Raw genomic sequence first — 16,107 nt, forward strand, 5'->3', positions numbered from 1 at the left:
GCGACAATTGACACGACCGGGAGCGCCGCGCACCCTTGCCCCTGACCGATTCGAAGGAACTGCCATGACCTCGCCACAGGACCCGGCGCCCTCCGCTGCCGACCCACTTCCGGCTGCCGTGGCCGGCGATCCCACCCGGCTCGCCGCCATCGACCTCGGCTCCAACAGCTTCCACCTGCTGGTGGCCAACTACCAGGACGACCGCCTGCAGGTGGTGGCCCGCCTCGGCGAGAAGGTCCAGCTGGCCGCCGGCCTCGACGACGACGGCCGGCTCGGCGAGGCGGCCATGCAGCGCGCCCTGGACTGCCTGGCCCGCTTCGCCCCCTTCCTCGAGGACATCACCCCGGGCCACCTGCGGGTGGTGGGCACCAACGCGCTGCGCGACGCGACCAACAGCCAGGTGCTGATCGAGCGCGCCGAGGCCCTGCTCGGCCACCGCATCGAGATCATTGCCGGTCGCGAGGAGGCCCGCCTGATCTACCTGGGCGCGGCCCACGCCCTGGCCGAGGACGGCCGCCGGCTGATCGTCGACATCGGTGGCGGCTCCACGGAGTTCATCATCGGCGAGCGCTTCGAGCCCCTGGCGCTGGAGAGCCTGCGCATGGGCTGCGTGACCTTCACCCGTCGCTTCTTCGAGGGAGGCGAGATCAGCGAGAAGCGCATGCGCAAGGCGGAGCTCGCCGCCCTCTCGGAGCTGGCCAACATCCAGCGCCCCTACCAGCGCCTGGGCTGGGCGGATCCAGTCGGTTCTAGCGGCACCATCAAGGCGGCAGCCGCGGTGATCGCGGCCGCCGGGGATGCCCCGGAGGGGGTGATCACCCGCGACGGCCTGGCCGTCCTGCGCAAGCGCCTGATCAAGTGCAAGAAGCTGGACAAGGTCGCCATGGAGGGTCTCAAGGCCGACCGCTCGCGGGTCTTCCCGGCCGGGGTGGCGATCCTCGGTGCGATCTTCGAGGCCTTCGAGCTGGAGCGGATGCGCTATGCCGACGGCGCCCTGCGCGAGGGGGTGCTCTACGACATGGTGGGGCGCAACAGTCCCGAGGACTCACGCCTCAAGACCCTGGACGGCCTGGCCCGCAACTACCAGGTGGACGGCCGCCAGGCCGACAACGTGGCGGCCACCGCCGGTGCCCTGCTCGAGCAGGTCCGCGGGGTCTGGGGGCTCGACGACGACCAGGCGCGCTTCCTCGACTGGGGCAGCCGCCTGCACGAGATCGGCCTGGCCATCTCGCACAGCCAGTTCCACCGCCATGGTGCCTACCTGCTGGAGTACTCCGACCTGGCCGGCTTCTCGCGTCCCGAGCAGCGCCTGCTGGCCTTCCTGGTACGCGCCCACCGCCGCAAGTTCCCGGCCAAGGAGTGGCAGGCCCTGCCCGAGTCGGAACGCCGTCCCCACGCCCGCCTGGCGCGGCTGCTGCGCCTGGCGGTGATCCTCAACCACTCCCGGCCCGAGCAGCCCCCCGCCGTGCCCCGGCTCGAGGCCGAGGGCGAGACGCTGACGCTGACGCTGGCCGGCGAGGAGCCCCCGGCGCTGCTGCTCAACGACCTGGAGCAGGAAGCGGCCTACCAGCAGGCCGCGGACTTCCCCCTGGTGCTGCGCGGCTGATCCATCCCTCGGCGAGCGCCAGCCACGCCTCTTCCACCGGATCGAGCACCGCCACCGGCGTGTCGCCCGCCCGGGCCACCAGAAGCCGCCCGCGCACCCAGGGCGGCACGCCGAGCTCCTGCAGCAGCCGCTTGAGATCGCGCCGGCCACGGCCGGGCAGCCGCAACCGCTCGCCCCCATGACGCGGCACCACCCGCAGGCGGGCCGGCGCACCGTCGGCCCGGCCCAGCGCGACCCGCACCTCGCCGAGCGGGGTCACCAGCGGCGAATGGCCATCCCACTGCGCCTGCCAGTCGGCCGGCAAGGGGTCAGGGGGCACGAGCAGGTGGAGCCGCCCTCGCCAGATCCTGGCCTCGGCACCGGGCCAGGCCACCCGCACCTCGGCATCCTCCCCGGCACCCAGTTGGGCCAGCAGCGTCTCGAGACGCCGCGCCGGCGGCGTCGGCAGGCCCAGCCGCGCGCAGCAGTGGCGCACCAGCAGGCGTCGACGAGGGCCGGAGAGCGCCTCCAGCCCCGCCACCGGCAGCCGGGCAGGGTCACCGCCCAGGCGCTCGAGGTCGAGATCGGCGAGTTCGGCCAGCAGGGCGTCGGTCTCGCCGGCCAGCGCCGCGCTGCGGGAGAGGGCCGTGCCGGCATGGGGCCAGCGGGACGCCAGCAGCGGCAGCACGCCATGGCGCAGGAAGTTGCGATCCAGGCTCTGGTCGTCGTTGGAGGGGTCCTCCACCCAGGCCAGGCCCCGGCGCCCCGCCTCGGCCTCGAGGGTCGCGCGTGCGACACCGAGCAACGGGCGCTCGAGCCGCCGGTCCCGCCAGTCGCGACACGCCGCCATCCCGGCCAGGCCGCGCACTCCGCTGCCGCGCAGGGCGGCCAGCAGGAAGGTCTCGGCCTGGTCATCCCGATGCTGGGCCAGCCAGAGGCTCTCGCCGGGCGTCACGCGCCGGGCGAAGGCGACATAGCGCGCCTCCCGGGCCGCCCCTTCCAGGCCCTGTCCGGCGGCCCGGTCGACGGCGGCCCCTTCCACGAACAGCGGCACGCCGAGGCGCGAACAGAGCCGCCGGCAGTGTCGCTCGAAGCCATCGGCGGCGGGCTGCAGCCCATGGTGGACATGCAGGGCGCGCAGGGGGCGCGGATGGCGCCGACAGGCCTCCGCGGTGAGCGCCAGCAGCAGTGAGGAGTCGAGCCCCCCGGAGAGGGCCACCCAGACGCAGCGCCCCGGCGGGGTAGCCGCCAGGGCGCGATCGATACGGCGTTGCAGGGGCATGGTTTCCCCTTAGGCAGGTGCCCCGTAGCTCATCAGGCGATCGTAGCGACGCGCCAGCATCTGGTCCGTGTCCAGCGCCTCCAGGCGGTCGAGGCTTGCCTGCAGCGAGGCCTTGATCCGCTCGGCGGTGGTCACCGGGTGGCGGTGGGCGCCGCCGAGGGGCTCGGGAATCAGGGTATCGACCAGCCCCAGCTCCTTGAGGCGCTCGGCGGTGATGCCCATGGCCTGGGCGGCATCGGAGGCCTTCTCGGCGCTCTTCCAGAGGATGGAGGCGCAGCCCTCGGGGGAGATCACCGAGTAGGTGGAGTACTGCAGCATGGCCAGCTCGTCGCAGACGCCGATGGCCAGCGCCCCGCCGGAGCCGCCCTCGCCCACCACGGTGGCGACGATCGGCGTGCGCAGGCGCGACATCACCGCCAGGTTGTAGGCGATGGCCTCGGACTGGCCGCGCTCCTCGGCGTCGATGCCGGGATAGGCCCCCGGGGTGTCGATGAAGGTCAGCACCGGCATCTTGAAGCGCTCGGCCATCTCCATCAGGCGGCAGGCCTTGCGGTAGCCCTCGGGGCGCGGCATGCCGAAGTTGCGGCGCACCTTCTCGTGGACGTCGCGCCCCTTCTGGTGGCCGATCACCATCACCGGCCGGTCATCCAGGCGCGCCACCCCGCCGACGATGGCGGCATCGTCGGCGAACTTGCGATCGCCATGCAGCTCGTCGAAGTCGCTGAAGACGTGCTCCAGGTAGTCCAGGGTGTAGGGGCGCTGGGGATGGCGCGAGAGCTGCGAGACCTGCCAGGGGCTCAGGTCCTTGAAGATCGACTCGGTGAGCTTGCGGCTCTTCTCCTCGAGCCGGCCGATCTCGTCGCTCAGGTTGACCTGGCTGTCGTTGCCGACCAGCCGCAGCTCCTCGATCTTGGCCTGGAGTTCGGCGATGGGCTGTTCGAAGTCGAGATAGTTCGGATTCATTGGCCGGATGCCTTGTGGTGTTTCACCGCCCTGCCCGTCGAAGCCAGGCGCGGCGCGAAAAATGAGAAGTGGCTGGCATTATCGCACCCTCAACGCGCCACGCAAGGCGGCACATCGACTGCTGGCAACTGCTCGGGGCTGATCCCGGGGAAGGCCTTCGTTGGCATACGACAGTCCTCAGCCGGCAGTCAGTTACCGGTATTTCAACCGCACCCCATCCTGGCCCTGCACCTCGCGCAGGCCGGTAAGCAACTCGTCGCTGGGCGTGACGCGCCACTCCTCGGCGAACTCCAGCCAGCCCGAGGCCTCGGCATTGCGGTAGCGCAGCCGTACCGGCAGGCCCTCGCCGTCGCAGAAGGGGGCGAGGCTCGCGCGCAGCGAGTCCACCAGGCGCCCGTTGAGGCGACCGCCGTCCAGGGAGAGCTCCACCGCCTGGCCGAAGCGGCTGCGCGCCTCGACCATCGGCGTGACCTCCTTGCCGCGCAGGCGCAGGCCGCCGGAATAGTCGTCGCTGGAGACCTCGCCCTCGACGATCATCACCTGGTCGGCCTCGAGGCGACCGCGCAGCTGGTCATAGAGCTCGCCGAACAGCGAGGCCTCGATGCGTCCGGTGCGGTCGTCCAGGGTGATGAAGGCCATGGTGTCGCCGCGCTTGGACTTCATGGTCCGCACGCCGACCACCAGGCCCGCCACCCGCTGGGGCTCGCGGGAGGGCTTGAGGTCGCTGATGCGGGTCGAGACGAAGCGGGCGAGCTCGCCCTCGTACTCGTCGATGGGATGGCCGGTGAGGTAGAGCCCCAGGGTCTCCTTCTCGCCGGCGAGGCGCTCCTTGTCGCTCCACTCCCGGGCCTGGCGGTAGTCGGCGTAGGCATCCCCGGCCGACTCGTCGACGAAGGCCTCGCCGAACATGTCCATCATCCCCAGGTTCTGGTTGGTCTGGGTCTGGACCGCCGCCTTCAGGGCGTCCTCCAGGGCCGCGCTGAGCACCGCACGGCTCGGCCCCAGGTTGTCCAGGGCCCCCGAGCGGATCAGCGCCTCCAGGGTGCGCTTGTTCATGCGCTTGGGATCGACCCGGCGGCAGAAGTCGAAGAGGTCCTCGAAGGGGCCGTCCGCCTCGCGGGCCTCGACGATGGCGCCGATCGGACCCTCGCCGACCCCGCGGATCGCCCCTAGGCCATAGACGACCCGCGCCTGGTCGTCGACGGTGAACTTGTAGCCGCCGACGTTGACGTCGGGCGGGGTCACCGTGAGGCCGAGGTGACGGCACTCCTCGATCAGCGGCACTACCTTGTCGAGGTTGTCCATCTCGGTGGACATCACCGCCGCCATGAAGGGGCCGGGATAGTGGGCCTTCAGCCAGGCGGTCTGGTAGGAGACCAGCGCATAGGCCGCCGAGTGAGACTTGTTGAAGCCGTAGCCGGCGAACTTCTCCACCAGGTCGAAGATGTTGCCGGCGAGATCCTTGTCGATGCCGTTGGCCGCACAGCCCTCCATGAAGCCGGCGCGCTGCTTGGCCATCTCCTCGGGCTTCTTCTTGCCCATGGCACGGCGCAGCATGTCGGCCTGGCCCAGCGAGTAGCCCGCCATCACCTGGGCGATCTGCATCACCTGCTCCTGGTAGAGGATGATGCCGTAGGTGGGGGCGAGCACCGGCTTCAGTAGCTCGTGCTGGTAGTCCGGGTGCGGGTAGGAGATCTCCGCCCGGCCATGCTTGCGGTTGATGAAGTCGTCGACCATCCCCGACTGCAGGGGGCCGGGGCGGAACAGCGCCACCAGGGCGATCATGTCCTCCAGGGAGTCGGGCAGCAGGCGCTTGATCAGCTCCTTCATGCCCCGGGACTCGAGCTGGAACACCGCCGTGGTCTCGGCCTTCTTGAGCATCTCGAAGGTCGGCACGTCATCCAGCGGGATGGTGTCGATGTTAAGCGGCCCTTGGCCCTCGGTGGCGCGCACCTTGTCGACCATCTCCAGGGCCCAGTCGATGATGGTCAGGGTGCGCAGGCCGAGGAAGTCGAACTTGACCAGCCCCGCCTCCTCGATGTCGTTCTTGTCGAACTGCACCACCAGGCCGTTGCCGTCCTCGTCGCAGAGCAGCGGCGAGAAGTCGGTGAGCTTCGTCGGCGCGATCACCACGCCGCCGGCGTGCTTGCCGGTGCCGCGGGTGATGCCCTCGAGCTTGAGCGCCATCTCCCAGATCTCGGCGGCCTCCTCGTCGTTGTCGAGGAACTCCTTGAGCGCCGGTTCGGCCTCGATGGCCTTGGCCAGGGTCATGCCCACCTCGAAGGGGATCAGCTTGGAGAGCTTGTCGCCCAGCGAATAGGGCTTGCCCTGGGCGCGGGCCACGTCGCGCACCACCGCCTTGGCCGCCATGGTGCCGAAGGTGACGATCTGGGATACCGCGTCACGGCCGTAGCGGTCGGCGACGTAGTCGATCACCCGGTCGCGCTTCTCCATGCAGAAGTCGACGTCGAAGTCGGGCATCGAGACCCGCTCGGGGTTGAGGAAGCGCTCGAACAGCAGGTCGTAGCCGATGGGGTCGAGGTCGGTGATCTTCTGGGCGTAGGCCACCAGCGAGCCGGCACCGGAACCGCGACCCGGCCCCACCGGGACGTCGTTGTCCTTGGCCCACTGGATGAAGTCCATCACGATCAGGAAGTAGCCGGGAAAGCCCATCTGGATGATGATTTCGAGCTCGAAGTCGAGCCGCTTGCGATAGCGGGCATCGATCTCGGCATACTCCGCCCCGTCGCGCGGATAGCGCTCGGCCGGATAGAGGAAGTCCAGGCGCTCGGTGAGGCCGTCGTGGGAGATCTTTCGGAAGTACTCGTTCTGGGTCATGCCCTCGGGAATCTCGAACTCCGGCAGGAAGATCTCGCCCAGGCGCACCTCCACGTTGCAGCGCGCCGCGATCATCACGCTGTTCTCGAGCGCCTCGGGGATATCGGCGAACAGCTCCGCCATCTCCTCGGGGCTCTTGAGGTACTGCTCCTCGGTATAGCGCCTCTCACGACGCTTGTCGTCCAGCGCCTTGCCTTCACCGATGGACACCCGGGTCTCGTGGGCCCAGAAGTCCTCGCGGGCGAGGAAGCGCACGTCGTTGGTGGCCACCACCGGGGTGCCGGTCTCCACGGCCAGATCCACCGAGAGGTGCACGCACTCCTCCTCCAGCGGCCGACCGGTGCGGGTCAGCTCCAGGTAGAAGCGTCCCGGGAAGGCGGTATTCCACTCCTCGAGCAGGGCGCGGGCCTCGTCGTGATGGTCGCTGAGCAGGTGGCGGCCGACCTCCCCTTCGCGGCCACCGGACAGGGCGATCAGCCCCGCGCTCTGCTCGAGCACCCAGGCCTTGTCGAGCAGCGCCTGGCCCTGGCGCTGGCCGTTCATCCAGCCCCGCGAGATGAGCTCGGTGAGGTTGCGATAGCCGGTCTCGTCCATGGCCAGCAGCGTCAGGCGATAGGGATGCCCCTCGTCATGCGGGTTGGCCAGCCAGAGGTCGCTGCCGATGATCGGCTTGAGGCCCGCTCCCTGGGCGCCCTTGTAGAACTTGACCAGGCCGAAGAGGTTGGCCTCGTCGGTCAGCGTCAGGGCCGGCAGGCCCTGGTCCACGGCGGCCTGGACCAGGGGCTTGAGACGCACCAGGCCGTCAACCAGGGAAAACTCGCTGTGAACGCGAAGATGAACGAAGGGCGTGGTCATGATGGGCTCGGGATTGGTGATTCAGGACAGTGCCAGCTGGCGCTTGACCGGGCCGAAGGAGCGACGGTGCTCCGGCAGCGGCCCCAGGCGCTCCAGGGCGGCCAGGTGCTCGCGGGTCGGGTAGCCCTTGTGGCGGGCGAAGCCGTAGTCGGGATGCCGGGCATCGAGGGCCACCATGCCCGCGTCACGGGCGACCTTGGCCAGTATCGAGGCGGCGGCGATGGCCGGATGGCGGGCATCGCCCTTGACCACCGCCTGGCCGGGAACATGATGCCCGGGCAGGCGATTGCCGTCCACCAGCAGGTACTCGGCCGCCGGCACCAGGGCATCGATGGCACGGCGCATGGCGAGGTGCGTGGCATGGTAGATATTGAGCGCGTCCACCTCGGCGGCCGACGCCTCGGCCACGGCACAGGCCAGTGCCCGGTCGCGGACCTCGAGTGCCAGGGCCTCGCGACGCCGCGCGGTGAGCGCCTTGGAGTCGGCGAGGCCCGCGATGGGGCGTGCCGGGTCGAGGATCACCGCCGCGGCGACCACCGGGCCGACCAGCGGGCCTCGCCCCACCTCGTCGACCCCGGCCAGGCACTCGCCCGCATAGTCGATCACCAGCGGCGGCAGCTCGCGCCCCCCTTTTCCCCTCGCACACGCCTTGGCCGTCACGGCGCCACCTCGTCGGCCAGCTCCGGAGCCACGCTGGCCGGCAGGGAACGGCCCGCCACCAGGGCCTCGATGGCCTCGGCCGCCCGTCGACTGGCGTCCCGCTGCAGGCCGGCATGCATGGCGGCGAAACGCGCCTCCAGGGCCGCCCGCCCCGCCTCATCGTCGAGCATCTCGCCCAGGCGCTCGGCGATCGCCTCGGGGCTGGCCGCGTCCTGAATCAGCTCCGGCACCAGGGCCTCGCGGGCGATCAGGTTGGGCAGCGAGATCCATTCGGTCTTCACCAGTCGCCTGGCCAGCCAGTGGGTCATGGGCGCCATCCGGTAGGCGACCAGCATGGCCCGGTGGCAGAGCATCGCCTCCAGGGCCGCGGTACCCGAGGCGAGCAGCACCGCGTCGCTTGCCACCATGGCCTCCCGGGCCTGGCCGTCGACCAGGGACAGGCGTCCCGCCAGGGCGGGATGCGCGGCCAGCTGCGCTTCCAGCTCGGAGCGGCGCTCGGGCGTCGCCGCGGGAACCACCACCCGCAGGTCGGGACGCTCGGCACATAGCCGCTCGGCGGCGGCGAGGAAGGTCTCGCCCAGGAAGCGGATCTCGCTGGCCCGGGAGCCGGGCAGCACCGCCAGCACCGGGCCATCGGCAGGCAGGCCCAGCTCGGCACGCGCGGCCGCGCGGTCGTTGTCGAGGGGCAGCTCGTCGGCCAGGGGGTGGCCGACGAAGGCCACCGGGACCCGGTGGCGCGCATAGAAGGCCGCCTCGAAGGGCAGGAAGGTGAGCATGGCGTCGACGGCGCGACTGATGCCCTTGACCCGCCCCTGGCGCCAGGCCCAGACAGAGGGGCTGACGTAGTGGGCGGTGGTCAGGCCGGCCTCGCGCAGCTGGCGCTCCAGGCCCAGGTTGAAGTCCGGGGCATCGATGCCGACCATGATATCGGGCTGCCAGTCGAGGGCGTCCTGGCGAAGGGTTCGCCTGACGCGGACCAGCCCGGGCAGGTGCCTGAGCACCTCGACCAGGCCCATCACCGACAGGGTCTCGAGGGGGAAACGGCTGTCGATGCCCTCGGCGATCATGCGCGGGCCGCCGATGCCGCGGAATGCGACCCCCGGGTGACGCGCCTTCAGCGCCCGCATCAGGCCGGCCCCCAGGATATCGCCCGAGAGCTCGCCCGCGACCAGGTAGACGCGCCGGACCGTCATGACGCTGCCATGCTCAGCGGATGATGCCGCGGGTCGAGGCCTCGATGGAGGCGGCAAAGGCCTCGGTCTCGGGCAGCGAGAAGCGGCTGCGGATCTCGGCGAGCGCCTGCTCGGTGGTCAGCCCTTGGCGGTAGACCAGCTTGTAGGCCTCGCTCAGCGCGCGGATGGCCTCCCTGGAGAAGCCGCGGCGCTTGAGCCCCACCAGGTTCAGGCCATGGACCTGGGCCGGGTTGCCGTTGATCATCACGTAGGCCGGGGTGTCCTTGGTGATGATCGAGCCGCCGCCGGCCATGGCGTGGTCGCCGAAGTGGCAGAACTGGTGGATGGCCGAGAGCCCGCCGAGGATGACGAAGTCGCCCAGGTGCACATGGCCGGCGAGGGTCACCTGGTTGGCCAGGATGCAGTCGTTGCCGATCACGCAGTCGTGGCCGACGTGCACGTAGGCCATGAAGAGGTTGCGTGAGCCGATGGTGGTCTCGCCGCGATCCTGGGCGGTACCGCGGTGCAACGTGGCTCCCTCGCGGATGACGTTGTCGTCGCCCATCACCAGGCGCGTCGGCTCCCCCGCGTACTTCTTGTCCTGGCAGTCCTCGCCCACCGAGGCGAACTGGAAGATGCGGGTGCGCGCGCCGAGCACGGTGGGCCCCTTGAGCACGACATGGGGGCCGATGCGACTGCCTGGCCCGATCTCGACATCGGGCCCGATCACCGTGAAGGGCCCGACCTCGACATCGTCGGCCAGGCGCGCCGCGGGATCGATGAGGGCGGTGGGGTGTATCAAGCGACCTTCCTCTCGGCGCAGGTGATGTCGGCCTCGCAGACCAGCTCGTCGTCCACCGTGGCCCGGCAGGCGAATTTCCAGATGCCGCGCTTGGTGCGCTCGACCCGGGCTTCCAGCACCAGCTGGTCACCGGGCATCACCGGACGCTTGAAGCGCACGTTGTCGCTGGCCACCAGGTAATAGACATAGCCGTCGGCGGGCAGCTTGTTGACGGTCTTGAAGCCGAGGATGCCGCAGGCCTGGGCCAGCGCCTCGACCACCAGTACCCCGGGCATGATCGGGTGATGCGGGAAGTGGCCGTTGAAGAAGGGCTCATTGATGCTGACATTCTTGTAGGCAACGATGGCTTCGCCCAGCGTGAGCTCCGTCACCCGGTCCACCAGCAGGAAGGGGTAGCGGTGGGGCAGATACTCACGAATCTCGTTGATGTCCATTACCATCGTAGCGACCTCTGAAATGACAGGATGCCCGTCCCGTGGAGGGGCATGGCCGGCAGCAGGGGCCGGCTGAAACAGGCGGTGGATTATACCGCCCTGCGACGCGGCCTCAACCGCTGCGGCCAGCCTTCTCGAGCCGCGCCAGACGCCGGGCGATGTCGTCAAGCTGCTTGAAGCGCACCGCATTGCGGCGCCACTGGGCATTGTCCATGGCGCCGGTCCCCGACGAGTAGATCCCGGGCTCGAGGATCGAGTTGGTCACCAGGCTCATGCCGGTGACCTGCACCCCGTCGGCGATGGTCAGGTGGCCGGAGAGCCCCACGCCGCCCCCCAGCATGCAGTGGCGGCCCACCCGGGTGGAGCCGGCGATGCCCACGCAGCCGGCCAGGGCGCTGTGGTCGCCGATCTGCACGTTGTGGGCGATCTGCACCTGGCTGTCGATCTTGACGTCATCGCCGATCAGGGTATCGCCGAGGGCGCCGCGATCGATGCTCGAGCAGCTGCCCACCTCGACGTCGTCACCCAGTACCACGCCGCCCAGCTGGGCGATCTTGTGCCAGCGTGCCCCGTCGTGGGCGAAACCGAAGCCGTCGCCGCCGATCACGCAGCCACTGTGCAGGATGGCCCGGGCCCCGATCACCACGCCATGGCAGACGGTGACATTGGCGTGCAGCCGCGACCCAGGGCCGATGCGCGAGTCGGCGCCCACCACGCAGCCCGGGCCGATGACCACCTCGTCCCCCAGCGCGACGCCCGACTCGATCACCGCCTGGGGGCCGATGGCGACGTCCTCCCCCAGGCGGACGTCATCGGCGACCACCGCCGTGGGATGGATGCCGGCCGGCGTGCGCCCGGCCAGGGGGTCGAAGAGCCGCGACAGCTCGGCGTAGCCGAGGTAGGGGTTGTCCATCTCCAGGCGCGCCACCGGACAGCTCTCGGCATGGTCGGGCGCCAGCAACACCGCCGCCGCCCGGGTTCCCGGCAGGTCCTTGAGGTAGGCGCGATTGGCGAGGAAGGCCACCTGGTCCGGCTCGGCCTCCCGTAGCGTGGCCAGGCCACTCACCTGCTGCCCGCCGTCACCCTCGAGGCGGGCTCCCAGGCGCTCGGCGATCTCGGCCAGTGTGAGGGTTCGGGCGTCTTGGTTCATGGGGACTCGCTGTCGTGGGGCGGCCGGCTCAGTAGAGGGTGTTGAGGATCTCGGTGACTTCCTCGGTCAGGTTCTGCAGCTCCCGTTCGGAATGCAGCACGCCGTTCGGGTCCACCAGCACCTCGACCCCGTGACGGTCGATGACCTGCTGCACGGCCTGATCCAGCTTGGGCTCGGCCTCCTGGAGGAACTGCTGCTCGGACTGCTGGCGCGCCTGGCCGATCTCCTGGCGCAGCTGCTCGAAACGCTGGCCCTTGCGCTGGAACTCCTGCATGGCGGTGCGCCGCTCGGTCTCGGTCATGCTCTCGCCCTGCTGCAGGCGCTGCTGCATCTGCTGAAGCTCCTGGCCCAGCGACTCGGCCTCCTGCTGCTGGCCGGCGAGGCGGTTGCGCAACTCGTTCATTGAGCGCTGGGCGGCATCGGTCTCCATCAGCGCGGCGCGCCAGTCGAGCACGGCCACCTCCTCGGCCTGGGCCGGCAGGGTCACGGCAGCCAGCAGGCCGAGGCAGAGGGCGGCGGAGAGCTTGCGCATGCGGGGGACTCCTCGATAGGGGGCCGGATCAGAAGGTCTGACCCAGCGAGAACTGGAAGAACTGGGTGTCGTCACCGTCCTTGTCGTTGAGCGGCTCGGCGACGCTGAAGGTCAGCGGCCCCACCGGGGTCAGCCAGGAGAGGCCGACGCCTGCGCTGTAGCGCAGCTCGCCCAGGTCGACACCGGACTCGCAGGACGAGGTGAACCCCTCAGGCACGTCGTAGCAGTCGGTGAGGAAGGTGTTGCCGGCATCCAGGAACAGCGAGGCCTGCAGGGAGCGCTGGTCCTCGACGAAGGGCACCGGGAAGAGCACCTCGGCGCTGCCCTCCACCAGGACATTGCCGCCCAGGGTGCGGTCGTCGCCACCGTTGCGCTCGGTAGTGGCCGGCCCCAGGGTGTTGCCGGTGAAGCCGCGCACCGAGCCCAGGCCACCGGAGAAGAAGTTCTCGTAGAACGGATAGGGGTCGTCGCCGACGGTATCGGCATAGCCCAGCTCACCGCTGAACTTCAGCCCCCAGGTCTGCTCCTCGTTGAAGGGGACGATCTGGCGGGCCCTGGCGCGCAGCTTGTAGTACTCGGCGTCGCTGCCCGGCACCGCGCTCTCCAGCGACAGGCGCTGGTAGTTGCCGGCGGTGGGCATGATGCCGCGGTTGAGGTTGTTGCGGGTCCAGCTGGCAGTGAGCTTCAGGCTCTGGGCATCGCTGCCCTGGTCATTCTCATACTGGATGATCTCGGCCGGCGTATCGCGGTAGGTCTTGAGCGACAGGTCCTCGACCGAGGCTCCGAAGTTGAGGCGGGTCAGCTCGTTGATCGGATAGCCGAAGTTGATGCCCCCACCGTAGGCGTCGGTGGAGTAGGTCGAGATATCGGAATCCTCGTAGTCGGTCTCGCGGTAGTAGAGGTTATAGCCCCGCGAGATGCCGTCCAGGGTCCAGTAGGGGTCGGTGAAGCCGAAGTTGAGGCTGGTGAAGGTGTCGCTGCGCTGCGCACCAAGGTTGACGCGGTTGCCGGTCCCCAGGAAGTTGTTCTGGGACAGCGAGGCGCCATAGATCACCCCGGCGCTCTGGGAGAAGCCGATGCTCGCCGAGATCGACCCGGAGGGCTGCTCCTCCACGGTATAGGTGACGTCCAGCTTGTCGGGCTCGCCGGCTACCGGGCGCGTCTCCACGTCGACCTGCTTGAAGAAGCCCAGGCGCTCGAGGCGCTGGCGAGACTGGCTGATCGACTCGGTGGAGGCCGGCGCGCCCTCCATCTGGATCATCTCGCGACGCAGCACCTCGTCCTGGGTGGTGGTGTTGCCGGCGAACTCGATGCGCCGCACGTAGGCCCGGCGCCCCGGCTCGATGCGGAAGGTCAGGTCCACGGTGTCGCCGCGGGTGGCGACCTCGGGAATGCCGTCCACATTGGCGAAGGCGAAGCCCTCGGCCCCCAGCCGCGAGCGCAGGGCCTCGGAGGAGGCGGTGACGTCGCTGCGCGAGAAGATCTCGCCGCTCTCCACCTCGAGCAGCTCACGGGCCTCGCGCTCGGGGATCCGCAGGTCACCGGCGAAGCGGATGTCGCCCAGCCGGTACTGCCGCCCCTCGTCGATGTTCACGGTGACGAAGATCCGCGACTTGTCGGGGCTGATCGAGACCTGGGAGGACTCGATGTTGAAGTTCACGTAGCCGCGATCCAGGTAGAAGGAGCGCAGCCGCTCCAGGTCGCCGGACAGGGCCTCGCGGGAGTACTCGTCGCTGGAGAACCAGCCGAAGAACCAGCCCGGCTTGTCGTCGAGCTCGAAGACCTCGCGCAGCTCGTCATCGGTGTAGTCGCGGTTGCCGACGATGTTGATCTGGCGGATCTTGGCCACCGCCCCCTCGTCGATGTCGATATTGACCTGGACCTGGCCCTCGCCGACCTCCTCGACGGAGGTCTCGATCCGCGCGCTGTAGCGCCCCTGGGACTGGTAGACCCCCTCCAGCTCGCGCTGGATCTCCTCCAGGGTGGAGAGCTGAAGCACCTGACCCTCATCGAGCCCGGCCTGCTTGAGGCCGTTGCGCAGGTCCTCGTCGGGGATCTGATTGTTGCCCTCGATGTTGAGGCGCGCGATGGTCGGGCGCTCGACCACCTGGATGATCAGCACGTCCCCCTCGCGGGCCAGGCTGACGTCCTCGAACAGGCCCGTGGCGAAGAGCTCGCGGGCCGCCTCGGCCAGCTCGCGTTCGTCCACCCGGTCGCGGGCGCTGACAGGAAAGGCATTGAACACGGAGGCGGGCGAGACCCGCTGCAACCCCTCAACCCTGATGTCGGCAACGTCGAAAGGTTGTGCCTGTGCCGCCTGGGTACCCACGAGCAGCAGCGCCGCCAGTCCGATGGTCTTGATTTTCATGCAGTCGATTCGCTCGCGTTGATCTGCCGTCCTGTCCAGACAGGCACCTTATACATTTGTACTGGCCACTGACAAGCCGGCGCCCGGCTACCAGAGCCGCATCAGGTCGAAATAGAGCGCCATCAGCATCAGGGTACCGACCAGCGCCAGGCCGATGCGCAGGCCCACGGCCTGGGCCTGCTCGGACACCGGGCGGCCCCGCACCACCTCGACCAGGTAATAGAGCAGGTGGCCGCCATCGAGCACCGGGATCGGCAGCAGGTTGAGCACCCCCAGGCTGATCGAGAGGTAGGCCAGGAAGCTGATGAAACTCTCCAGGCCAGCGCGGGCCGAGTCGCCGGAGATCCGGGCGATGGTGATGGGGCCGGAGAGGTTCGAGGGCGAGATCAGTCCCACCACCATCTTGCGGATGGCCCCCAGGGTCAGCACCGTCATCTCGCCGGTACGCGAAAGCGATTGGCCCACGGCAGCCAGCGGGCCGTAGCGGATCTCGCGCCGGTACTCGTCGGGCCAGCTGACGGCCTCGACGCCGGCGCCGATGTAGCCGATGGCCACGCCCTCCTCCAGCTCGTTGCGGCCGGGCGTGACGGTGAGCGCGAGGCGCTCGCCGTCACGCAGCACCTCGAGGTCGAGGGGCTCACCCGGGCTGGCGCGGACCCGGTCGACGAAGGCCATCCAGTCCGCCACCGGTTCGCCGTCCACCGCGACGACCTCGTCGCCCACTCGCAGTCCGGCCTCGGCGGCCGCCTCGCCCTCGACCACCTGGCCCAGCACCGCCGGGATCTCGGGCTGCCAGGGGGTCAGGCCCAGGCTCGGCAGCGGCCGGGGCGGATCCTGGCGCACCAGCCAGTCCTGCACCGGCAGGCGATAGGTTTGCGGGTCGGCGGCAGTCTCGTCCCGGGCCTGCACCTCGAGCTCGCCGCTCTCGCCGATGGCCGCGACCAGCTTGAGGTTGATCTCGTCCCAGGAGCGCACCGCCTCGCCGCGGACCGCGGTGATCTCCTGCCCCGCCTCGAGGCCACCACGGCTCGCCGGTGAGTCCGGCGCCACACTGCCGATCACCGGTGCCACCGTGGTGGTGCCGGCCACGAAGAGCGCCCAGTAGGCGACGATGGCCAGCAGGAAGTTGGCCAGGGGGCCGGCCGCGACGACGGCGATACGCTGCCAGACCGTCTTGTTGTTGAAGGCCCGATGCCGCTCGGCGGGATCGACGGGCCCCTCTCGCTCGTCGAGCATCTTCACGTAGCCGCCCAGCGGGATGGCGGCCACCATGAACTCGGTGCCGTGGCGGTCGCGGCGCGACCAGAGCGGCTTGCCGAAGCCCACCGAGAAGCGCAGCACCTTCACGCCGCAGCGCCGGGCCACCCAGAAGTGGCCGAACTCGTGGAAGGTGATCAAGAGGCCGAGCACCACGATCACGGCCAGCACGTTCTGGATCAGGCCCAAGGCAATCTCCTTGCAGTCAA

12 protein-coding genes are annotated in these 16,107 nt (G+C 69.7%); 1 reads left to right on the top strand and 11 read right to left on the bottom strand.

The genetic code is table 11. The features are described 5' to 3' along the window. Positions 1–64: 64 nt before the first annotated feature. The gene (ppx, locus tag P8934_RS15805) at positions 65–1,606 is read left to right on the top strand and encodes an exopolyphosphatase (protein ID WP_278031884.1); all 1,542 of its coding nucleotides are present in this window, start codon (positions 65–67) and stop codon (positions 1,604–1,606) included. On the opposite strand, the gene tilS is transcribed toward ppx, so the two are convergent. From tilS to rseP, 11 genes are all read right to left on the bottom strand, one after another. After that, entirely contained in the window at positions 1,539–2,867 is a 1,329-nt protein-coding gene (gene tilS / locus P8934_RS15810; protein WP_278031885.1) for a tRNA lysidine(34) synthetase TilS, read from the bottom strand. The genes ppx and tilS overlap by 68 nt on opposite strands. 9 nt (positions 2,868–2,876) lie before the next feature. Continuing rightward, on the bottom strand, positions 2,877–3,830 hold the full coding sequence (gene accA, locus P8934_RS15815; protein WP_278031886.1) for an acetyl-CoA carboxylase carboxyl transferase subunit alpha: 954 nt from the start codon (positions 3,828–3,830) through the stop codon (positions 2,877–2,879). 192 nt (positions 3,831–4,022) lie between these two features. Continuing rightward, on the bottom strand, positions 4,023–7,523 hold the full coding sequence (gene dnaE / locus P8934_RS15820) for a DNA polymerase III subunit alpha (protein WP_278031887.1): 3,501 nt from the start codon (positions 7,521–7,523) through the stop codon (positions 4,023–4,025). 21 nt (positions 7,524–7,544) lie between these two features. Beyond that, positions 7,545–8,183: a ribonuclease HII gene (rnhB, locus tag P8934_RS15825; protein ID WP_278031888.1), complete on the bottom strand. Its 639-nt coding sequence runs from the start codon at positions 8,181–8,183 to the stop codon at positions 7,545–7,547. Next, a complete protein-coding gene (lpxB, locus tag P8934_RS15830; protein WP_278031889.1) occupies positions 8,180–9,376 on the bottom strand; it encodes a lipid-A-disaccharide synthase in 1,197 nt (398 codons plus the stop codon). Before lpxB ends, rnhB begins: the two co-directional genes overlap by 4 nt. A gap of 13 nt (positions 9,377–9,389) precedes the next feature. After that, on the bottom strand, positions 9,390–10,157 hold the full coding sequence (gene lpxA / locus P8934_RS15835; protein WP_133637835.1) for an acyl-ACP--UDP-N-acetylglucosamine O-acyltransferase: 768 nt from the start codon (positions 10,155–10,157) through the stop codon (positions 9,390–9,392). Next, positions 10,154–10,597 carry a 3-hydroxyacyl-ACP dehydratase FabZ gene (gene fabZ, locus P8934_RS15840; protein ID WP_133637836.1) on the bottom strand — a complete coding sequence of 148 codons (444 nt, stop codon included), beginning with the start codon at positions 10,595–10,597 and terminating at the stop codon, positions 10,154–10,156. Before fabZ ends, lpxA begins: the two co-directional genes overlap by 4 nt. 106 nt (positions 10,598–10,703) lie before the next feature. Continuing rightward, positions 10,704–11,741: a UDP-3-O-(3-hydroxymyristoyl)glucosamine N-acyltransferase gene (lpxD, locus tag P8934_RS15845; RefSeq protein WP_278031890.1), complete on the bottom strand. Its 1,038-nt coding sequence runs from the start codon at positions 11,739–11,741 to the stop codon at positions 10,704–10,706. Between the two features lie 28 nt (positions 11,742–11,769). After that, entirely contained in the window at positions 11,770–12,273 is a 504-nt protein-coding gene (locus tag P8934_RS15850; RefSeq protein ID WP_278031891.1) for an OmpH family outer membrane protein, read from the bottom strand. Between the two features lie 28 nt (positions 12,274–12,301). After that, the gene (gene bamA / locus P8934_RS15855; RefSeq protein WP_278031892.1) at positions 12,302–14,641 is read right to left on the bottom strand and encodes an outer membrane protein assembly factor BamA; all 2,340 of its coding nucleotides are present in this window, start codon (positions 14,639–14,641) and stop codon (positions 12,302–12,304) included. A gap of 87 nt (positions 14,642–14,728) precedes the next feature. Then, positions 14,729–16,087: a sigma E protease regulator RseP gene (gene rseP, locus P8934_RS15860; RefSeq protein WP_278031893.1), complete on the bottom strand. Its 1,359-nt coding sequence runs from the start codon at positions 16,085–16,087 to the stop codon at positions 14,729–14,731. Between the last annotated feature and the right edge of the window lie 20 nt (positions 16,088–16,107).

The organism is Halomonas sp. CKK8, from assembly GCF_029625235.1.
GTDB classification, from domain to species: Bacteria; Pseudomonadota; Gammaproteobacteria; order Pseudomonadales; family Halomonadaceae; genus Halomonas; species Halomonas ventosae.

Coding starts and splice junctions, on each gene's coding strand:
- ppx (WP_278031884.1), top strand. CDS start 65: ATGACCTCGCCACAGGACCCGGCGCCCTCCGCTGCCGACCCACTTCCG.
- tilS (WP_278031885.1), bottom strand. CDS start 2,867: ATGCCCCTGCAACGCCGTATCGATCGCGCCCTGGCGGCTACCCCGCCG.
- accA (WP_278031886.1), bottom strand. CDS start 3,830: ATGAATCCGAACTATCTCGACTTCGAACAGCCCATCGCCGAACTCCAG.
- dnaE (WP_278031887.1), bottom strand. CDS start 7,523: ATGACCACGCCCTTCGTTCATCTTCGCGTTCACAGCGAGTTTTCCCTG.
- lpxB (WP_278031889.1), bottom strand. CDS start 9,376: ATGACGGTCCGGCGCGTCTACCTGGTCGCGGGCGAGCTCTCGGGCGAT.
- fabZ (WP_133637836.1), bottom strand. CDS start 10,597: ATGGTAATGGACATCAACGAGATTCGTGAGTATCTGCCCCACCGCTAC.
- lpxD (WP_278031890.1), bottom strand. CDS start 11,741: ATGAACCAAGACGCCCGAACCCTCACACTGGCCGAGATCGCCGAGCGC.
- P8934_RS15850 (WP_278031891.1), bottom strand. CDS start 12,273: ATGCGCAAGCTCTCCGCCGCCCTCTGCCTCGGCCTGCTGGCTGCCGTG.
- bamA (WP_278031892.1), bottom strand. CDS start 14,641: ATGAAAATCAAGACCATCGGACTGGCGGCGCTGCTGCTCGTGGGTACC.